The organism is Streptomyces sp. NPDC093510, from assembly GCF_040683555.1.
GTDB lineage: Bacteria > Actinomycetota > Actinomycetes > Streptomycetales > Streptomycetaceae > Streptomyces.
Map to the genome: position 1 here is coordinate 207,370 of NZ_JBFBEE010000012.1, position 16,192 is coordinate 223,561.

Sequence of the window (16,192 nt, forward strand, 5' to 3'; positions counted from 1 at the left end):
TCCAGGTCATGCGGAGTCGACGCCTCCGGAGCAGGCGGCGCCCGGTTCGGGTGTCTGCGGGCCCTGCACGTACTTGCTGAAGAACTCCCCGATCCGCGGGTCCGCGGCACTGTCGACGGTGAGCTGACGGCCCCAGGCCGACAGTATGATCGGGCTCCGCTGCTTCGCGACCGGGCTCATCAGGCTGTACGGGGTCTTGACGACCTTGTCGCTCAGCTTCTTGATGTCGGCCTCGGGGGCCTTGTCGTTGTACGTGACCCAGACGGCGCCGTGTTCGAGGGAGTGCACGGCGTTCTCGTTCGGTATCGCCTTGTCGTAGACCGACGCGTCACAGGTCATCCAGGCCTGGTGGTGGTTGCCGCCGACCGGTGGCGTCATCGGGTAGTCGACGGTCTTCGTGACGTGGTCGCGGCCCAGCTTCTTCGCGTCCCACGTCTTCTCGCCCCGCACGGGCTTCTTGGCGGCGGCGGAGTTCTGCTCCTCCTTGTCGTTGGCGCTGTCGATGGCGTACGCGCCGAAGCCGAGGAGCGCGGCCACGATCACCGTGCTCACGGTGACGGTGATGATGCGGTTGCGCCGTTCGCGAGCCTGTTCAGCGCGGCGCATCTCCTCGAGCCGGGCTCTGCGCTCGGCGGTGGCCGCCTTCTTGTTCGGCTTGTGGGCCTTGGCCTTGGCCATGGGTGTTCCTTGTCCCCGCCGCACGGAGGCGCGGCGGTGGTGGCGGGTGTCGGTGGATGCCGTGGACAGGGCATGCCGCATGCGCGGGCCGCCCTGCCGGGGTCCGCCTAAGTCCGCTGCACCTGGAGCATGTGGAGATCGGGAGAGCCGCGGTTCGACGGCTGGTCGACCGCGGGGCCGGGCGCCGACAGCGCCTGGGGGTAGGGAGCCGGCCGGTGGCAGGCAGGCAGTGACGGGCCGCCCGGCGCGAGCACCGCGCGTACGTCGTGTGCGGCGGGCGCGCAATGCCGTTCGTCGGGCGGGCAGTCGGAGTCGTCCACGGTCGGCGTGGTCGGAACTCGGCCGTCGAAGGACGGCGGCGCCCCGGCGACGGCCGTGACGTGTCCGGCGTCCCGATGGCCGCCGTCGGGCGCCACCGGGCCGAGGCACATGCACAACGCGGCGAGGAGCGGGACGAGCGCAGCGGCCGACACGACGCGGCACAAGGCGTGCCGGGCGGCTCCGGTCCACTGCGTCCGTCTCATCGCAGCGCATCGTAGCGATGGCCGGCCGGGGACCTTCGGGCACCCCGTCAGCGAGCGGCTGACGCAGTGCGGTGCGCCGGGTCATCGGGCCGTCAGGGTGGTGACCAGTACGTCACGTCGGGCGGGGGGGGGAGGGAGGAAGAGGGGGAGCGGCGGCCGGCGGGTGGATCGAGGACTTGAGGGTCACCCCGTCCCGGTGCCGGCCCTCCGGTGTCGGATTCCCGCGTCGGATTCCCGCGTCGGATTCCCGCGTCGCCCGGCGCGGCCGTCACGCGGAAGGGGCGGACATTCACTCTCCACTCGGCCGCGTCCACGAGCCCGGCGGCCACTCGGCCCAGCATGCGCAGCAGGGCGCCCAGCACCGGCTCCGCGCGGAACGCCCCTTCCATACCTCGTACCTGCGGCGGGGGTTACCGCAGGACTTACCGAGGGCGTGTCGCGGTGAGCAGGAGGGCCGTGCTGCGCAGGCGCAGCGTGCTGGACGCCTCGTGGGGGCGCAGGGTCTCCGTGAGGCGGTGGTGGGCGCGGTTGCGGGTCTCCGGGGGGACCTGGGCGGTCAGGTGGCGGCCGGGGCCGGAGTCGAGGAGGAAGTCCGCGGCGTCGGCGGCGTCCCGCCCCCACGTCCCGTACGCCTCCACGCGCGTCGCCTCGATGTGTTCGAACCCGGCGGCGGCCAGGATCCCGCACGTCCGGTCGGCGTCCGCGAGGGAGAACATGCCCGGCCCGCCGGGAGCGCCGAAGCCCCCGACGGGAAGCAGGTCGCGCAGCTCGGCGAAGGCCTGGAGCCATTCGTTGTCCTCGGGGTACGCGCCACAGATGAACGCCGCACGCCCACCGGGCCGCAGCGCGCGGCCGATGTTGCCGAAGCCCGCCACCGGGTCCGCGAAGAACAGCACGCCGTAGCGGCTGATCGCCACGTCGTACGCGGCGGGGTCCAGCTCGTGGACCTGCGCGTCGCCGTGCTCGAAGGAGATGTTCGCGAGGCCCTCCCGTCGCGCGGTGTCACGGGCCCGCGCCAGCATCGGCGCCGACAGGTCGAGCCCCAGCACGCGGCCGCCGCTCGCCCGGCGCGCGGCCAGCCTGGTGGTCTGCCCCGCGCCGCAGCCGACGTCCAGGACGCGGTCGTCCACGGCGAGGCAAGCGGCGTCCAGGAGGGGGGAGTTGAAGCCCGCGTTCACCGCGTCCCAGCGGTCCTGGTTGCGGGCCCAGTGCTCCCCTTCGTAACCGTTCCAAGCCTGCGCCTGCTCGGTGTTGACGGTGTTGGCGGGGTTGCCGGTGTTGACGGTGTTGGCGGTGTTCCGCATGGTCTGTCCCCTGGTTGCGTTGCATGGCGAACGGGGCGCCCGTCAGTGCTGACAGCGTTAGAATGGGCGCTCGCCCAAACAGTATGGGCGCTCGCCCAAACAGTATGGGCGTACGCCCATACTTGCAACGGTCCATCTCGTACGAGGAGAAACTCATGTCACCGCGTGGCGTCGCGATCCCCGACCTTCGCGAGCGGCTCTTCGACGCCGCGGAGCGGATTGTCGCCCGTGAGGGGGCCGCCGCGCTCACCAGCCGGGCTGTCACCACGGAGGCGGGCTGCGCCAAGGGGGTGCTGCACACGCACTTCGGCGGGGTGGACGTGTTCGTCGCCGAGCTCGTGCTCGACCGGTTCGCGCGCGCCGCGGCAGCGGCTCAGGGGCTGCCCGGGCGGGCTGGCCTGGACACCGTCGCCGCGAACCTGAACGGGGTCGCCCTCGGGCTCCTGGACTCCCTCGACCCCAGGGTCGTAGGGCTGGCGATGACCAGCAACACCACCTCCCAGCGGATTCGTGACGCCCTGGCACAGGGTGCACCCAGCTTCGCCGCCATCCAAGAAGCGCTCGCCGCCTACCTGGACGCCGAACTGCGGCTCGGCCGCCTGGCGGAGGGCACGGACACCGCCACGACGGCACTCGCCCTGGTCGGCACCGTCCACCACCTCCTGATGACCGGCTGGGCCGGCACCCCGGACCCCCGCGAACAGGCAGAGCGGCTGGTCGCCCTGCTCGTGGCGCGGTGAGCGGCGACGTCCCCTGGGTCACCACGCAGGACGTTCCCGGACCGGATCTGCACACCGTCGTCGCGCAGGACTCCGCCCCGCTCCCCGAGTGTTCCTTACAGACCCACCAGGGAGGCCGGCCAAGGGGTTGAAGCGGTCGACCAAGGCGTTGAAGGGGTCAGCGCCAGCCTCAAGCGCGCCACCCCCCTGCATCAGCGGGCCTCACGGTGGCTCAGCCGGCGCGTCTCATTCGTCGGCGCACGCCGCCACCGACCTCGTCAGGCGAGGGCCCGCGAACCAGGTGCCGCCGACGAAGCGCAGCGCGGGCCCGAAGCTCGCCGCCGCCGCGGGCCCGGTGAAGTGCAGGCCCGGCACGCTGGAGGCGAACCCCTTGTCCAGCACGGGATATCCGCCGCTCCGTACGACGTCCGCGCGCAGCTCGGAGGAGAGGAAGTCCAGCGCCTCGACCTGGACGCGGCAGCCGGTGGCGGCCAGGACGTGGTCGGACGTGACAGTGTGCGTGCTGCCGTCCGGCGTCGTGGTGTGGAGGGTGACACCGCCCCCGTCCACGTCGGCCGCCGTGATCCGCCGCTCCGCGAGGACCGGCACCCAGTCCTCGAACCGCTCCCTGAGCCACCACGCCCCGCCCGGCCTCAGCCCCCGCTCGGCCAGCCGGAGCCGGGCGGCCGCGGGCAGCCGCCGGAACGCGGCCGGGTGGCGGGTGAGGCCGTACCGCGTCCAGGACCGGCCCGCCGGGGAGTCGGGCTGCCACCGCAGAGGGGACGACGGTGGCGCGTCGAACCGTACGCTCCTGCCGCGGACCAGCACCTTGACGTCGGCGCCCGCCTCGTGGAGCAGAACGGCACTCTCCAGAGCGGACTGCCCGGCTCCGACGACGGTCACGCTGCGCCCGGCGAACGTGCGGGGGTCGGTCTGCTGCGAGCTGTGGGAGATCCGCCCCAGGGCCGCCGGGTCCCCGGACGCCGCCGCCGCGAGGGGCGCGGGCACGTGCGCGAACCCGGTGAGGCCGGTGGCCACGACCGCGGCGCTGGCCCGCAGCACCTCACCCGACGACAGCTTGACGCGGAAGCCGTCCGCGCCCCGGTCGACCGTCGCCACCCGCTCGTCCTCGACGCGGGGCACCAGCCGCTCCCGGAACCACTTGCCGTACCGGAGGAACAGATCGACGGGCACCGGATCGTGCTCGTCCGGCCTGCGCTCCCCGGTGTCGCGGCAGTAGTCGTGGAGAGTGAAGCCCTCGCGCGGGGTGGCGAGAGCGGAGGCGGCGGGCGGCGTCCTCAGGAGCATGCCCGCGGGCATGCGCCGGGCCCAGTTCGCCACGGGGGCGCCGAACGTCCGGACGGCCAGGCCGCGTGCCCGCAGGTGCGCGGCGGCGGACAGGCCGTACGGGCCCGCGCCGATGACGACGACGGTCTTGGACATGGATGTCCCTCCTGGCGCCGCACACCCCCGGCATGCCCTGCGGGCAGGGCAGGGGCCGGGGCGGGGCACCGGAATCAGCAGTGGAAGGTGCGGAGTCGGGCATGCCGGGGCCGCTCCCGTCCGTGTCGGCCGGCGTAGACGACTCGCTTCGGCGTAGACGACGCGCTTCGTCGCGGACGACGCGCCTATGCGCGGTTCAGACGGTTTGCGGCGGGCGGGCCGGCGGGCCCCGCCGTACGACGGCGTCCGCGAGGAGGAGGGAGAGGGAAGGCACGCGGGCCGGGAGCTCCGTGCGGCGGGACGGAGCCGGCCGCGGCGGCGCGACGGGGAGCGGTGCGCGCAACGGGCGCAGCAGCCGCGTCAGGAACGCCCACAGGCGGCGGAGCACCCGCGTCAGCGAGCCGCCGTCGGTCGGGCCCGATGGGCGTCGGATTCCGCGCAGGAAGCCACCGCGAGGCGCGGCGTTCGCGCGCACCCCGCCGCTCGGCGCCGGTTCGGGCCGCCATGACGCGGCGGCCGCAGCGGTCTGACCGGCGCAGAACAGGACGGTGGCGGCGACCGTCCGAACGTCCCAGGAAGGGGTCGAACCGAAGACGAAGTGGTACGCGGCGACCGCGAGGAGGGCGCTCGCCACGGAGAAGAACACGGACCGCGCCGGTGCTCGCCGGGCCGCTGACCGGGTGAACGGACGGGTCGGCTGCGTCGGCCGTTCGGCGGCGGCGGTGACGGGACGTGCCGCCTCCGCCCGGCGTGCCGCGGCAGTGACCGGACGTGTCGCCTCCGCCCGTTGTGCCCCCGTTTCCGGACGTGCCGCCGTTCCCGGACGTGCCCCCGTTTCCGGACGTGCTGCCTGTTGACGTGCGGCTGGTGGACGTGCGGCCTGTGGACGTGCTGCCTGTGGACGTGCCGCCTCTACCGGCCGCGCGGCCGGCACGCGGCCGCCGTACGACCGGGAGCGAGGTACCCGTCCCGGAGTCTTCATGACCCACCCATCATGCGGCGTCAGCCCGCCGCTGTCACCCGGCACGGACCGGCCGCCGTCGGCAACATGCCCTGCACAGAAGGGAGTTGGGGCCCGACATTCAACCTCTGGCCAAAGTTTGGCCGGGTCCGAGAAGAGGCCGCGCCCGGCGGCCGAGGGAACCGGCTGACCCGCTCGGGTCACCAGAACGCGCCGTCACCCCGCATCTCCGCCTTGAATGGACAGGTGACCGCGCCCCCCGACGACTGCCTCGCGCGCAACGAATGGATCTGCGGTGAGTACCTGAGCACCCGCCGCCAGATCCTGCTCGACGCGGTCGTCCAGCACCTGCAGCTGACCAGCCTCTCCGTCGTGATCGCGCTCGTCGTCGCGGTGCCGCTGGCCGTGCTCGCCCGCCGCTGGGGGTGGGCCGCGGGACCCGTCCTCGCGCTCACCACCGTCCTCTACACCATCCCCTCGCTCGCGATGTTCTCGCTGCTGCTCCCGGTGTACGGACTCTCCGCGTCGCTCGTCGTCGCGGGCCTCGTCCTCTACTCCCTCACCCTGCTCGTGCGGAACATCCTCGCCGGCCTGCGCGCCGTCCCCGAGGACACCCGGCAGGCCGCCCGCGGCATGGGGTACGGCCCCGTCCGCCTCCTGCTCACGGTCGAACTCCCGCTCGCGCTGCCCGCAGCCATGGCCGGGCTCCGCATCGCCACGGTCTCCGCGGTCTCCCTCGTCACCATCGGCGCGATCGTCGGCTTCGGCGGGCTCGGCAACCTCATCTACACGGGCATGAACACGTACTTCAAGGCGCAGGTGCTCACCGCGTCCGTACTGTGCGTCGCCATCGCCATCGCCGCCGACCTGCTGCTGCTCGGCGTACAGCGCGTCCTCACCCCCTGGGAGAGAGCGAGGGCGCGGTCATGAAGACACTCGGCGACGCCTGGGCGTGGCTCACCGACTCCGCGCACTGGGCCGGCGACGACGGCATCTGGCACCGGCTCACGCAGCACCTCGTCCTCACCGTCGTCTGTCTGCTGCTCAGCTGCCTCATCGCTCTGCCGATCGCCCTCGTCCTCGGCCACCTCGGCAAGGGCGGCGCGCTCGCCGTCAACATCTCCAACGTCGGACGCGCCGTGCCGACCTTCGCGGTCCTCGTGCTGCTGCTCCTCACGCCCCTGGGCAAGTGGGGCGACGGGCCGACCGTCGTCGCGCTCGTGCTGTTCGCCGTACCGCCGCTGCTCACCAACGCGTACGTGGGAATGCGCGGCGTCGACCGCAGCGTCGTGCAGGCGGCCCGCGGCATGGGGATGACCGGGCGGCAGATGCTGTGGCGCGTCGAACTGCCGCTCGCGCTGCCACTGGTGCTCAGCGGGGTCCGCATCGCCGCCGTGCAGCTCGTCGCCACCGCCACCATCGCCGCTCTCGCGGGCGGCGGCGGCCTCGGGCGGATCATCACGGCGGGCTTCAACCTGGCGAGCACCCCGCAGGTCGTGGCGGGCGCCGTCCTCGTGGCCGCCTTCGCGCTGCTCGTCGAAGGACTCTTCGAGGCGGCCGAGCGGCTCGCGCCGGGCTGGACACGCGGGCGGGGGAACGCCGGATGAAGCGGCGTACAGGGCTCGCCGCCGTTCTCCTCGCCCTCGTGAGCGGTTGCGCGACGGGACCCTCGCTGGAGAACCGGGGCGAGGTCACCGCGCCCCCTGGCGACAGCAAGAACCTCGTCGTCGGCTCCGCGGGCTTCACCGAGTCCGACCTGCTCGCCCAGATGTACGTACTGCTCCTGCAGAAGGCGGGATACGGCACGCGCATCCTCTCCGTCGCCAACCGCGAGCTGTACGAACCCGCCCTCGAGTCCGGCCAGATCGACGTCGTCCCCGAGTACGCGGCGACGTTCGCGGACTGGCTCAACGCCAAGAAGAACGGCGCCGACGCACCGCCCGCGGGCTCGCCCGACCTCGACCGGACCATGAAAGCCCTGCGCCGCCTCGCCGCCCCGCGCGGCCTCACCGTCCTCGACCCCGGCAAGGCCGTCGACCAGAACGCCTTCGCCGTCACCGCGTCGTACGCCCGCCAGCACCGCCTCAAGACCCTCAGCGACCTGGGCAGGTCGGGCCTGAAGGTGCGGCTGGCCGCGGGTGACGAATGCGTACAGCGCCCCTACTGCGCGCCCGGCCTGAAGAAGGTGTACGGCATCGAGATCACCCGGGTCGACCCGAAGGGCGTCGGCACGACCCAGGCCAAGAAGGCCGTGCAGGGCGGCCAGGACCAGATGGTGCTCACCACGTCGACGGACGCGACCCTCGACGATTTCGGCCTGGTGCTCCTCAAGGACGACAAGCACCTCCAGAACGCCGACTACCTTGTGCCCGTGGTCAACCGCTCCCGGGCGGGCAGCGAGGGCGTCGCGGCTGCGCTGGGCCGCCTCAACCCCGTCCTGACGACGGAGGATCTCGCCTCCATGAACGAGCAGGTGGACAGCTGGCGCCGCCTGCCGCAGGACGTCGCGCGGGCCTACCTGGAGGACAAGGGCTTGCTGTAGCGCCCCATCAGGGGCGCGGGGAACCGCGCGACCAGCCACAAACGGCCCGCAGACAGAGAACAGCCCGCAGACCCACAAACAGCCCGCAGACAGGAACCGCCCGCAGACAGGAAACCGCCCCGCCGGCGGAGCGCCTACGCGTCGGCGACCGAGTCGAACTCCACCTGGTCCCGCGCCACCCCCTGCGCGTCCGCGTCCACCGAGCGGCGCAGCGCCTCGTGCAGCTTCGCCGGGGTGAGGACGCCGAGGAAGCGGGCGCCGTCGAGGACGGCGACCCAGCCCGCGTCGTGCTGCAGCATCACGCCGAAGGCCTGCTTGAGCGGGGCGCCGACCGGCACCCACGATTTCATCCGGTGCGCGAGGTCGCCGACCGTGCCGCCGGTGCCGGCCAGCGCGACCTCGTCGAGGCCGACCCAGCCGTGCAGATCGCCGTCCGCGTCCAGGACGACGGCCCAACGCGCCTCCTCCGCGCGCAGCCGCGCCGCGGCCTGCGCGGCGGGCTCGTCGAGCCGGGCGATGGGCGGCGCCTCCAGGTCGTCCGTCTGGATCTCCGTGACGGACAGCCGCTTCAGCCCGCGGTCGGCGCCGACGAACTCCGCGACGTACGGCGTCGCGGGCGCCCCGAGCACCGCCCCCGGCGTGTCGAACTGTTCGATGCGCCCCTGCCCGTACACCGCGATGCGGTCGCCGAGCCGGACCGCCTCCTCGATGTCGTGCGTGACCAGGAGCACCGTCTTGCGGACGGCCGCCTGCATCCGCAGGAACTCGTCCTGCAACTGCTCGCGGACCACCGGGTCGACGGCGCCGAACGGCTCGTCCATCAGGAGCACGGGCGGGTCGGCGGCCAACGCCCTCGCCACGCCGACGCGCTGGCGCTGGCCGCCCGACAACTGCTCGGGATAGCGGGGACCGTACGTCTTCGGGTCCAGGCCCACCAGGTCGAGCAGCTCCGCCGCCCGCGCCCGTGCCTTCGCCTTCTTCCAGCCGACGAGCGCGGGGACGGTCGCCGTGTTGTCGAGGATCGTGCGGTGCGGGAAGAGGCCGACCTGCTGGATGACGTAGCCGATGCGGCGGCGCAGGCGCACCGGGTCGACGTCGGCGATGTTCTCACCGTTCACGAAGATGCGGCCCGACGTCGGCTCGATGAGCCGGTTGACCATCATCATCGTGGTGGTCTTGCCGCAGCCGGAGGGGCCGACGAGCGTGACCAGTTCACCCTCGGCGACCTCGAAGGAGAGGTCGTCCACGGCCGTCGTACCGTCCGGGTAGCGCTTGGTCACCTGCTCGAACCGGATCATGTGCTCACGCTAGCCGCGCCGGTCACTCGCCGCTCATCAGCACCACCTCCAGGGTGCGCGGACCGTGCACTCCCTCGACCCGGTCCAGCTCGATGTCGCTGGTCGCGGAGGGCCCGGAGATCCAGGTGAGCGGCCGGCCCGGAGCCAGCCGTTCGAGCGCCCGCGGCACGGAGGCGACGACCTGGTCTGGCACCCGTACGACACAGATGTGATGGTCCGGCACCAGGGTGATGCGACGGCGGCCCTGGTCGGGGGAGCCGTCGAGCACGATCGTGCCGGTCTCCGCGACGGCGACCGCGCAGCCGGTGACGACACTGTCGACCCGGTCCAGGTCCCGGGCCGTGTCCGCGGCCCGGTCGTGGATCCGAACAGGGTCGGCTTCGGCCAGCCAGCCGGGCGGCAGCTCCGGCGGCACGAGGACGCTCCGCGAGCCGCGCTCGGCGAGCAGCCGCATGAGCGTCGACGGCAGCTCCGCGCGGGTGGCGCGGTGCACGATCGCGCGGTAGTCCGCGAGGTTCGCGGCGAGCAGGTCGACGGTCTCGTCGGGGGTGCGCTCACCGTGCTGGCGTGCGTAGTCACGGGCGACCGCCGCCTCGTACGAGAGGTCGTCGGCCGGCACGTCGGCGAGCGCCCGCCGTACCCGGCCCAGGATCCGGTCCCTGCTGCTCACTTGTCGCTCCCTCCGGTGTCGTTCCCTCCGGCCGGGCCGGTGGCTGTACCGGTGGCCGGACCGGTGGCCGGGCCGTCCTGCGTGCCTCCCCGTGTGCGCTGCCACCAGTCGCGGAACGGCTCCGCGGGAACCTTCGGCAGGTCCCGAGTCGCGCTCCAGGCCCGGCCGGGCCCGGGAAGCGTGCGCGGGTGGAGCCACCGGGTGCGCGACGCCAGCCGCTGGCCCGCGCGCAGCGCGCCGGGGCGGGCGAAGGCCAGGCCCGCCGCGCGCATCGCCGCCCGCTCCGCCGCGTGCCCCTTGGCGGGCTTCAGCGTCACCCTGTTGCCGTGCCGTGTCGCCGCACCGCCCTGCACGACCCGCTCCCGCAGATGCACGAGGACTTCGGGGATGTCGATGGCGACCGGGCACACCTCGTAGCAGGCCCCGCAGAGCGAGGACGCGTACGGCAGGGAGGCGTCGATCTCGCTCTGGGTGCCCCTCAGCTGAGGGCTGAGGATCGCGCCGATCGGTCCGGGGTAGACCGAGCCGTACGCGTGCCCGCCCGCTCGCTCGTACACCGGGCACACGTTGAGGCACGCCGAGCAGCGGATGCAGCGCAGGGCCTGGCGGCCGACCTCGTCGGCGAGGGTGTCGGTGCGGCCGTTGTCGAGCAGGACCAGGTGGAAGGCGCTCGGACCGTCCTGGTCGGACGTGCCGGTCCACATCGACGTGTAGGGGTTCATGCGCTCGGCCGTCGAGGAACGGGGAAGTGTCTGGAGGAACACCTCCAGGTCGCGCCAGGCCGGAACGGTCTTCTCGATGCCGACGACGGAGATCAGCGTCTCGGGAAGCGTCAGGCACATCCGGCCGTTGCCCTCCGACTCCACGACGACGAGGGTGCCGGTCTCGGCGACCATGAAGTTCGCCCCGGAGATGCCGACCTTCGCGCGCAGGAACTTCTCCCGCAGGTGGAGGCGTGCCGCCTCGGCGAGCTCGGCGGGGGAGTCGGTCAGCCCTTCCGGCGCCGGCCGCCCCCAACGGGCCATCTCCTCGCGGAAGATGTCGCGGATCTCGCCGCGGTTGCGGTGGATGGCGGGCACCAGGATGTGGGAGGGGCGGTCGTCGCCGAGCTGGACGATGAGCTCGGCGAGGTCCGTCTCGTACGCGTGGATGCCCTCGGCCTCCAGGGCTTCGTTGAGGCCGATCTCCTGGGTGGCCATCGACTTGACCTTGACGACCTCCGTCTCACCGGTGGCCTTGACCAGCTCCGCGACGATGTGGTTCGCCTCGTCGGCGTCGGCCGCCCAGTGCACGGTGCCACCCGCCCGCACGACCGACTCCTCCAACTGCTCCAGGTAGCGGTCGAGATGGCGCAGCGTGTGGTCCTTGATGCGCTTCCCCGCCTCGCGCAGCAGGTCCCAGTCGGACAGCTCGGCGACCGCGCGGGCCCGCTTGTCGCGGATGGTGTGCGTGGCGTGCCGGAGGTTGGCGCGCAGGGTCGTGTCTCCGACCGCTTCGTGCGCGGCCCGCGGGAAGGCCGGATAGCCACCGGGCGGACCGGCAGGGCCGGCGGGACCGGCGGGACCGGGTGGCCCGGACGGGACTGCGGGCATGCCGACGAACGTGCGGCCGCTCATGACAGGGGCTCCTCTTCCGTGCTCGCCAGGATCTCCGCGATGTGGACGGGGCGCACGGCTGTGCGCAGCCGGGCCATCGTGCCGCCGATGTGCATCAGGCACGAGTTGTCCGCCGCGCACAGCACCTCGGCGCCGGTCGACTCGGCGTGGCGCACCTTGTCGGCGCCCATCGCCGCCGAGACATCGGCGTTCTTCACGGCGAAGGTGCCGCCGAAGCCACAGCACTCCTCGGCGCCGGGCAGCTCCACAAGATCGAGCCCCTTGACCGCCCGGAGGAGCCGGGTGGGCCGGTCGCCCAGACCGAGAGCACGCAGACCGTGGCACGTCGGGTGGTACGTGACCTTGTGCGGGTAATAGGCGCCGACGTCCGTGACACCGAGGACGTCCACCAGGAACTCCGTGAGCTCGTACGTCTTGGGCACCACGGGGGCGAGTGTGCGCGCGAGCCCTTCACCCCGGCCCTCGGCCCGGGCCCGCTCGCCCATGCGCGGGTAGAGCTCCCGCACCATCGCCCCGCACGACCCCGAGGGCGTCACGATCGCGTCGTACGCTTCGGACCCGAATACATCGGAGAAATGCCGGGCGAGTGGCTCTGCCTGGTGGCGGTAGCCGGTGTTGTAGTGCGCCTGCCCGCAGCAGGTCTGCGCCATCGGGAAGTCGACGTCAACTCCCAGCCTGGTCAGGAGTTTCACCACTGATCGGCCCGTGTCCGGATACAGCGTGTCGTTGACACAGGTCAGGAACAGGGCGACACGCATCGCGGGTTCCTCCTAGTCGGTCATCGGATGGATGCAGCGTACGCGGGCACGGAACGTTCGGGAATCATCGGTGGTCACGTCGCGGGGAGGCGCTCCTCGGCCGCTCGCCAACGGGCCGTGTCCCCCCGGGGTTCGTAGCGTGTCGGCGGCTGGGCGCGAGCCACCAGGGCCCGTGCCTGCGCCCGGTCGGCGAGCAGCCCGTGGGCGCGGGCCTGCACCAGGATGTTGCCGAGCGCGGACGCCTCCGCCGGTCCTGCCAGGAGCGGCAGTCCGCAGGCGTCCGCGGTCAGCCGGCACAGCAGCGTGTTGCGGGCGCCGCCGCCGACCAGGTGCACGACGTCGACCGTGCGCCCGGTCAGCCGCTGGGCGTCCACCAGGGCCCGTCGGTGCGCGAGCGCCAGGGAGTCCAGGACGCAGCGGGTCGTCTCGGCGGGCGAGGTGGGAACCGGCTGCCCCGAGGCGCGGCAGGCCTCGGCTATCCGTTCCGGCATCCGGCCGGGCGCCAGGAATTCGGGAGCGCCCGCGTCCACGACCGAACGCAACGGCTCGGTCTCGGCCGCCGCGGCGAGCAGAGCGGTGGCGTCGGGCCGACGCCAGGCGCGCAGGCACTCCTGGAGCAGCCAGAGGCCCATGATGTTGCGCAGGTACCGGACGGTGCCGTCGATGCCCAGCTCGTTGGTGAAGTTGGCCTTCCGGCTCTCCTCCGTCAGCACGGGGGCGTCCAGTTCGAGCCCGGCGAGGGACCAGGTGCCGGTGCAGAGATAGGCGAAGCCGGTGCCGCCCGTCGCGGGCACGGCGGCCACGGCGGACGCGGTGTCGTGCGAGGCGACCGTCGTCACGGGCACGGGGCCCGTCAGGCCGGTCTCCTCCAGGACGTGGGGCAGCAGCAGCCCGGCCGGGTCGCCCGGCTGCCGCAGGGGCGGGAACAGGCCGAGGTCGACGCCGAGACGGTCGGCGACCTCGCGCGACCAGTTTCTGGTGCGGGGGTCGATGAGCTGCGTGGTGGAGGCGTTGGTGAGCTCGGTGCCGAGCTGCCCGGTCAGCCAGTACGTGAGCAGGTCCGGAATGAGCAACACGTGCTCGGCAGCGCCGAGTTGAGCCGTGCGCCGGGCGGCCGCGAGTTGGTACAGGGTGTTGAACGGCGCGTGCTGCAGGCCCGTCGCCGCGTACAGCTCGGCGGCAGGGAAGCGGGTCCACACCTGTTCCGCGACACCCTCCGTACGACGGTCCCGGTAGTGCACGGGGTTGCCGAGGAGGGCGCCGTCGGCGTCCAACAGGCCGTAGTCGACGGCCCAGCTGTCGATGCCGACGGACGCCACCTGCCCGGCGGCGCGCAGCCCGTCGAGCACGCCCGCGTAGAGCCCGAGGATGTCCCAGTGCAGGGTGGGGCCCGTGCGCACGGGGGTGTTCGGGAAGCGGTGGACCTCCTCCAGTCCGAGGCTGCCCGGCCCGACCCGGCCGACCATGACGCGTCCACTGGACGCGCCCAGGTCGACCGCGGCGAAGCGGCGGGATGAGCTGTGGGGCATGAGCGCTCTCAAGGTCGGTGGTGCGGACTGGGGGAGGGGGCGGAGTGGGGGAGGGTGCGGAGTGGGGGAGGACGTGGAGTGGGGGGAAGGACGTGGAGCGGGCGGGTGCTCAGCGAAGGAAGGCTGCCGCCACGCCCGCGTCCACCGGTATGTGCAATCCCGTCGTGTGCGAGAGGTCCCCGCCCGTCAGGACGAACACCGCGCTCGCCACGTGCTCCGGCAGGACCTCGCGCTTGAGGAGGGTCCGCTGGGCGTAGAACTCGCCGAGCTTGTCCTCCGGCACGCCGTACACCGCCGCTCGCTGCGCTCCCCAGCCGCCGGCGAAGATGCCCGAGCCGCGCACCACGCCGTCCGGGTTCACGCCGTTGACCCGGATCCCGTCCTCGCCCAACTCGGCGGCCAGCAGGCGCACCTGGTGGGCCTGGTCCGCCTTGGCCGCGGAGTAGGCGACGTTGTTCGGGCCCGCGAACACCGCGTTCTTCGACGCGATGTAGACGATGTCGCCGCCCATCCGCTGCGCCCGCATGACGCGGGCGGCCTCGCGGGAGACCAGGAACGAGCCGCGCGCCATCACGGAGTGCTGGACGTCCCAGTCGCGGGCCGTGGTCTCCAGGAGCGGCTTGGAGAGGGAGATCCCCGCGTTGTTGACGACCAGGTCCACTCCGCCGAAGGCCAGGGCCGCCGCTTCGAACGCCGCGGCGATCTGCGACTCGCTCGTCACGTCCACGGTGACGGCGATCGCCTTGTCCCGCCCGCCCAGTTCGTCGGCGACGGCCGTCGCGCTCTCCGTGTTCAGATCGGCGACGACGACACAGGCCCCCTCGGCGGCGAGACGCCGCGCGATCGCCCTGCCGATGCCGCTGCCCGCACCCGTCACGAGGGCCACCCGGGCCGCCAGGGGCTTCGGCGCCGGCATCCGGCGCAGCTTCGCCTCCTCCAGCTCCCAGTACTCGATGCGGAACTTCTCGGACTCCTCGATCGGCGTGTACGAGGAGACGGCCTCCGCGCCCCGCATGACGTTGATCGCGTTCACATAGAACTCGCCCGCCACGCGCGCGGTCTGCTTGTCCTTGCCGAAGCTGAACATGCCCACGCCCGGCACCAGGACGATCGCCGGGTCGGCGCCCCGCATCGCGGGCGAGCCGGGCTCGGCGTGCCGTGCGTAGTACGCCGCGTACTCCGTGCGGTACTCGGCATGCAGTTCCCGGAGGCGGCTGATCGTCTCGTCCAGGGGCGCCGTCGGCGGCAGGTCGAGGAGCAGCGGCCTGACCTTCGTGCGCAGGAAGTGGTCCGGGCACGAGGTGCCGAGAGCGGCGAGCCGCGGGTGTTCGGCGCCGGAGAGGAAGTCCAGGACCGGTGCCGTGTCGGTGAAGTGCCCCACCCGCGGGTGGTCCTGGGAGGCCAGGCCCCGGACGACGGGGGCCAGCGCGGCGGCCCGCGCACGGCGCTCGGCGGTGGGCAGCGCACCGAACCCGGCCAGCTCCGCTCCGAACGGGTCCTGCCTGCCGCGCTCGGCGAGGAAGCGCTCCGCGGTGCGGATCATGTGCAGCGAATTGCGTGCGCATTCCTCCGATGTATCACCCCACGCGGTGATGCCGTGCCCGCCAAGGACGCAGCCGATCGCCTCCGGACGCTCCGCCCGGACAGCCGCGATGTCCAGGCCCAGCTGGAACCCCGGGCGGCGCCACGGCACCCACGCCACCGTGTCGCCGAAGCACTCGGCGGTGAGCTTCTCGCCGTCCGCGGCGCAGGCGAGCGCGATGCCGGAGTCGGGATGGAGATGGTCGACGTGCGCGGCCTCGACCAGGGCGTGCATCGCCGTGTCGATGGACGGCGCGGCACCGCCCTTGCCGTGCAGGCAGTAGTCGAACGCCGCGACCATCTCGTCCTCGCGCTCCACGCCCCCGTACACCCCCGGCAGGGCGCGCAGCCGGTCCAGGCGCAGCACCGCGAGGCCCGACTCCCGCAGCGTGCCGAGATCGCCCCCGGAGCCCTTGACCCACATGAGGTCGACGGCGTCCCCGGTCACCGGGTCGGGCGCGGTGCCCTTCGCCGAGGCGTTCCCTCCCGCGTAATTCGTGTTGCGCGGGTCCGCGCCCAACGCGTGTGCGCGTTCCAGCAGTTCCGTGACGCTCGTGTGCCGCTCCATG

The 16,192-nt window shown here is 72.9% G+C and carries 15 protein-coding genes; 4 read left to right on the forward strand and 11 right to left on the reverse strand.

Annotated features, from left to right (window positions below):
- Nucleotides 1-6: 6 nt before the first annotated feature.
- The 3 genes from AB0N81_RS21145 to AB0N81_RS21155 all read right to left on the reverse strand — a co-directional run bounded on the left by AB0N81_RS21145 (nucleotide 7) and on the right by AB0N81_RS21155 (nucleotide 2,506).
- A complete protein-coding gene (locus AB0N81_RS21145) occupies nucleotides 7-678 on the reverse strand; it encodes a DUF3105 domain-containing protein (RefSeq protein ID WP_365360427.1) in 672 nt (223 codons plus the stop codon).
- 107 nt (nucleotides 679-785) lie between these two features.
- Nucleotides 786-1,202: a hypothetical protein gene (locus AB0N81_RS21150; protein WP_365360429.1), complete on the reverse strand. Its 417-nt coding sequence runs from the start codon at nucleotides 1,200-1,202 to the stop codon at nucleotides 786-788.
- 422 nt (nucleotides 1,203-1,624) lie between these two features.
- The gene (locus tag AB0N81_RS21155) at nucleotides 1,625-2,506 is read right to left on the reverse strand and encodes a class I SAM-dependent methyltransferase (RefSeq protein ID WP_365360431.1); all 882 of its coding nucleotides are present in this window, start codon (nucleotides 2,504-2,506) and stop codon (nucleotides 1,625-1,627) included.
- A gap of 155 nt (nucleotides 2,507-2,661) precedes the next feature.
- Here AB0N81_RS21155 and AB0N81_RS21160 point away from each other — a divergent pair, with 155 nt between their 5' ends.
- Complete coding sequence (locus tag AB0N81_RS21160; protein ID WP_365360433.1) at nucleotides 2,662-3,246, forward strand: TetR/AcrR family transcriptional regulator; 585 nt, start codon at nucleotides 2,662-2,664, stop codon at nucleotides 3,244-3,246.
- A gap of 225 nt (nucleotides 3,247-3,471) precedes the next feature.
- Here AB0N81_RS21160 and AB0N81_RS21165 read toward each other — a convergent pair whose 3' ends face one another.
- Together AB0N81_RS21165 and AB0N81_RS21170 are read right to left on the reverse strand one after the other, a co-directional pair.
- The gene (locus AB0N81_RS21165) at nucleotides 3,472-4,668 is read right to left on the reverse strand and encodes an NAD(P)-binding domain-containing protein (RefSeq protein WP_365360435.1); all 1,197 of its coding nucleotides are present in this window, start codon (nucleotides 4,666-4,668) and stop codon (nucleotides 3,472-3,474) included.
- Between the two features lie 196 nt (nucleotides 4,669-4,864).
- Nucleotides 4,865-5,314: a hypothetical protein gene (locus AB0N81_RS21170; protein ID WP_365360437.1), complete on the reverse strand. Its 450-nt coding sequence runs from the start codon at nucleotides 5,312-5,314 to the stop codon at nucleotides 4,865-4,867.
- Nucleotides 5,315-5,875: 561 nt separating this feature from the next.
- On the opposite strand from AB0N81_RS21170, the gene AB0N81_RS21175 reads away from it, so the two are divergent.
- The 3 genes from AB0N81_RS21175 to AB0N81_RS21185 are packed head-to-tail and all read left to right on the forward strand — an operon-like array spanning nucleotide 5,876 to nucleotide 8,171.
- Nucleotides 5,876-6,559 carry an ABC transporter permease gene (locus AB0N81_RS21175; protein ID WP_365360439.1) on the forward strand — a complete coding sequence of 228 codons (684 nt, stop codon included), beginning with the start codon at nucleotides 5,876-5,878 and terminating at the stop codon, nucleotides 6,557-6,559.
- Nucleotides 6,556-7,236, forward strand: a complete 681-nt coding sequence (locus tag AB0N81_RS21180) for an ABC transporter permease subunit (protein WP_365360441.1) — start codon at nucleotides 6,556-6,558, stop codon at nucleotides 7,234-7,236. Before AB0N81_RS21175 ends, AB0N81_RS21180 begins: the two co-directional genes overlap by 4 nt.
- Nucleotides 7,233-8,171: an ABC transporter substrate-binding protein gene (locus AB0N81_RS21185; protein ID WP_365360443.1), complete on the forward strand. Its 939-nt coding sequence runs from the start codon at nucleotides 7,233-7,235 to the stop codon at nucleotides 8,169-8,171. The genes AB0N81_RS21180 and AB0N81_RS21185 overlap by 4 nt, the downstream gene beginning before the upstream one ends.
- Nucleotides 8,172-8,305: 134 nt before the next feature.
- Here the strand turns inward: AB0N81_RS21185 and AB0N81_RS21190 are convergent, their stop codons facing one another.
- From AB0N81_RS21190 to AB0N81_RS21215, 6 genes are all read right to left on the reverse strand, one after another.
- On the reverse strand, nucleotides 8,306-9,469 hold the full coding sequence (locus AB0N81_RS21190) for a betaine/proline/choline family ABC transporter ATP-binding protein (protein ID WP_365360445.1): 1,164 nt from the start codon (nucleotides 9,467-9,469) through the stop codon (nucleotides 8,306-8,308).
- A gap of 22 nt (nucleotides 9,470-9,491) precedes the next feature.
- Nucleotides 9,492-10,139, reverse strand: coding sequence for an LUD domain-containing protein (locus tag AB0N81_RS21195; RefSeq protein WP_365360447.1), 648 nt, complete (start codon nucleotides 10,137-10,139; stop codon nucleotides 9,492-9,494).
- Nucleotides 10,136-11,755, reverse strand: coding sequence for a LutB/LldF family L-lactate oxidation iron-sulfur protein (locus tag AB0N81_RS21200; RefSeq protein ID WP_365360449.1), 1,620 nt, complete (start codon nucleotides 11,753-11,755; stop codon nucleotides 10,136-10,138). Before AB0N81_RS21200 ends, AB0N81_RS21195 begins: the two co-directional genes overlap by 4 nt.
- Nucleotides 11,752-12,513: a (Fe-S)-binding protein gene (locus tag AB0N81_RS21205; protein WP_365360451.1), complete on the reverse strand. Its 762-nt coding sequence runs from the start codon at nucleotides 12,511-12,513 to the stop codon at nucleotides 11,752-11,754. The genes AB0N81_RS21200 and AB0N81_RS21205 overlap by 4 nt, the downstream gene beginning before the upstream one ends.
- A 74-nt stretch (nucleotides 12,514-12,587) precedes the next feature.
- Nucleotides 12,588-14,042 carry a rhamnulokinase family protein gene (locus AB0N81_RS21210; protein ID WP_365360453.1) on the reverse strand — a complete coding sequence of 485 codons (1,455 nt, stop codon included), beginning with the start codon at nucleotides 14,040-14,042 and terminating at the stop codon, nucleotides 12,588-12,590.
- 109 nt (nucleotides 14,043-14,151) lie between these two features.
- Nucleotides 14,152-16,191 (reverse strand): bifunctional aldolase/short-chain dehydrogenase, encoded by a 2,040-nt coding sequence (locus AB0N81_RS21215; protein ID WP_365360618.1) that lies wholly within the window; start codon nucleotides 16,189-16,191, stop codon nucleotides 14,152-14,154.
- Nucleotide 16,192: the final 1 nt, after the last annotated feature.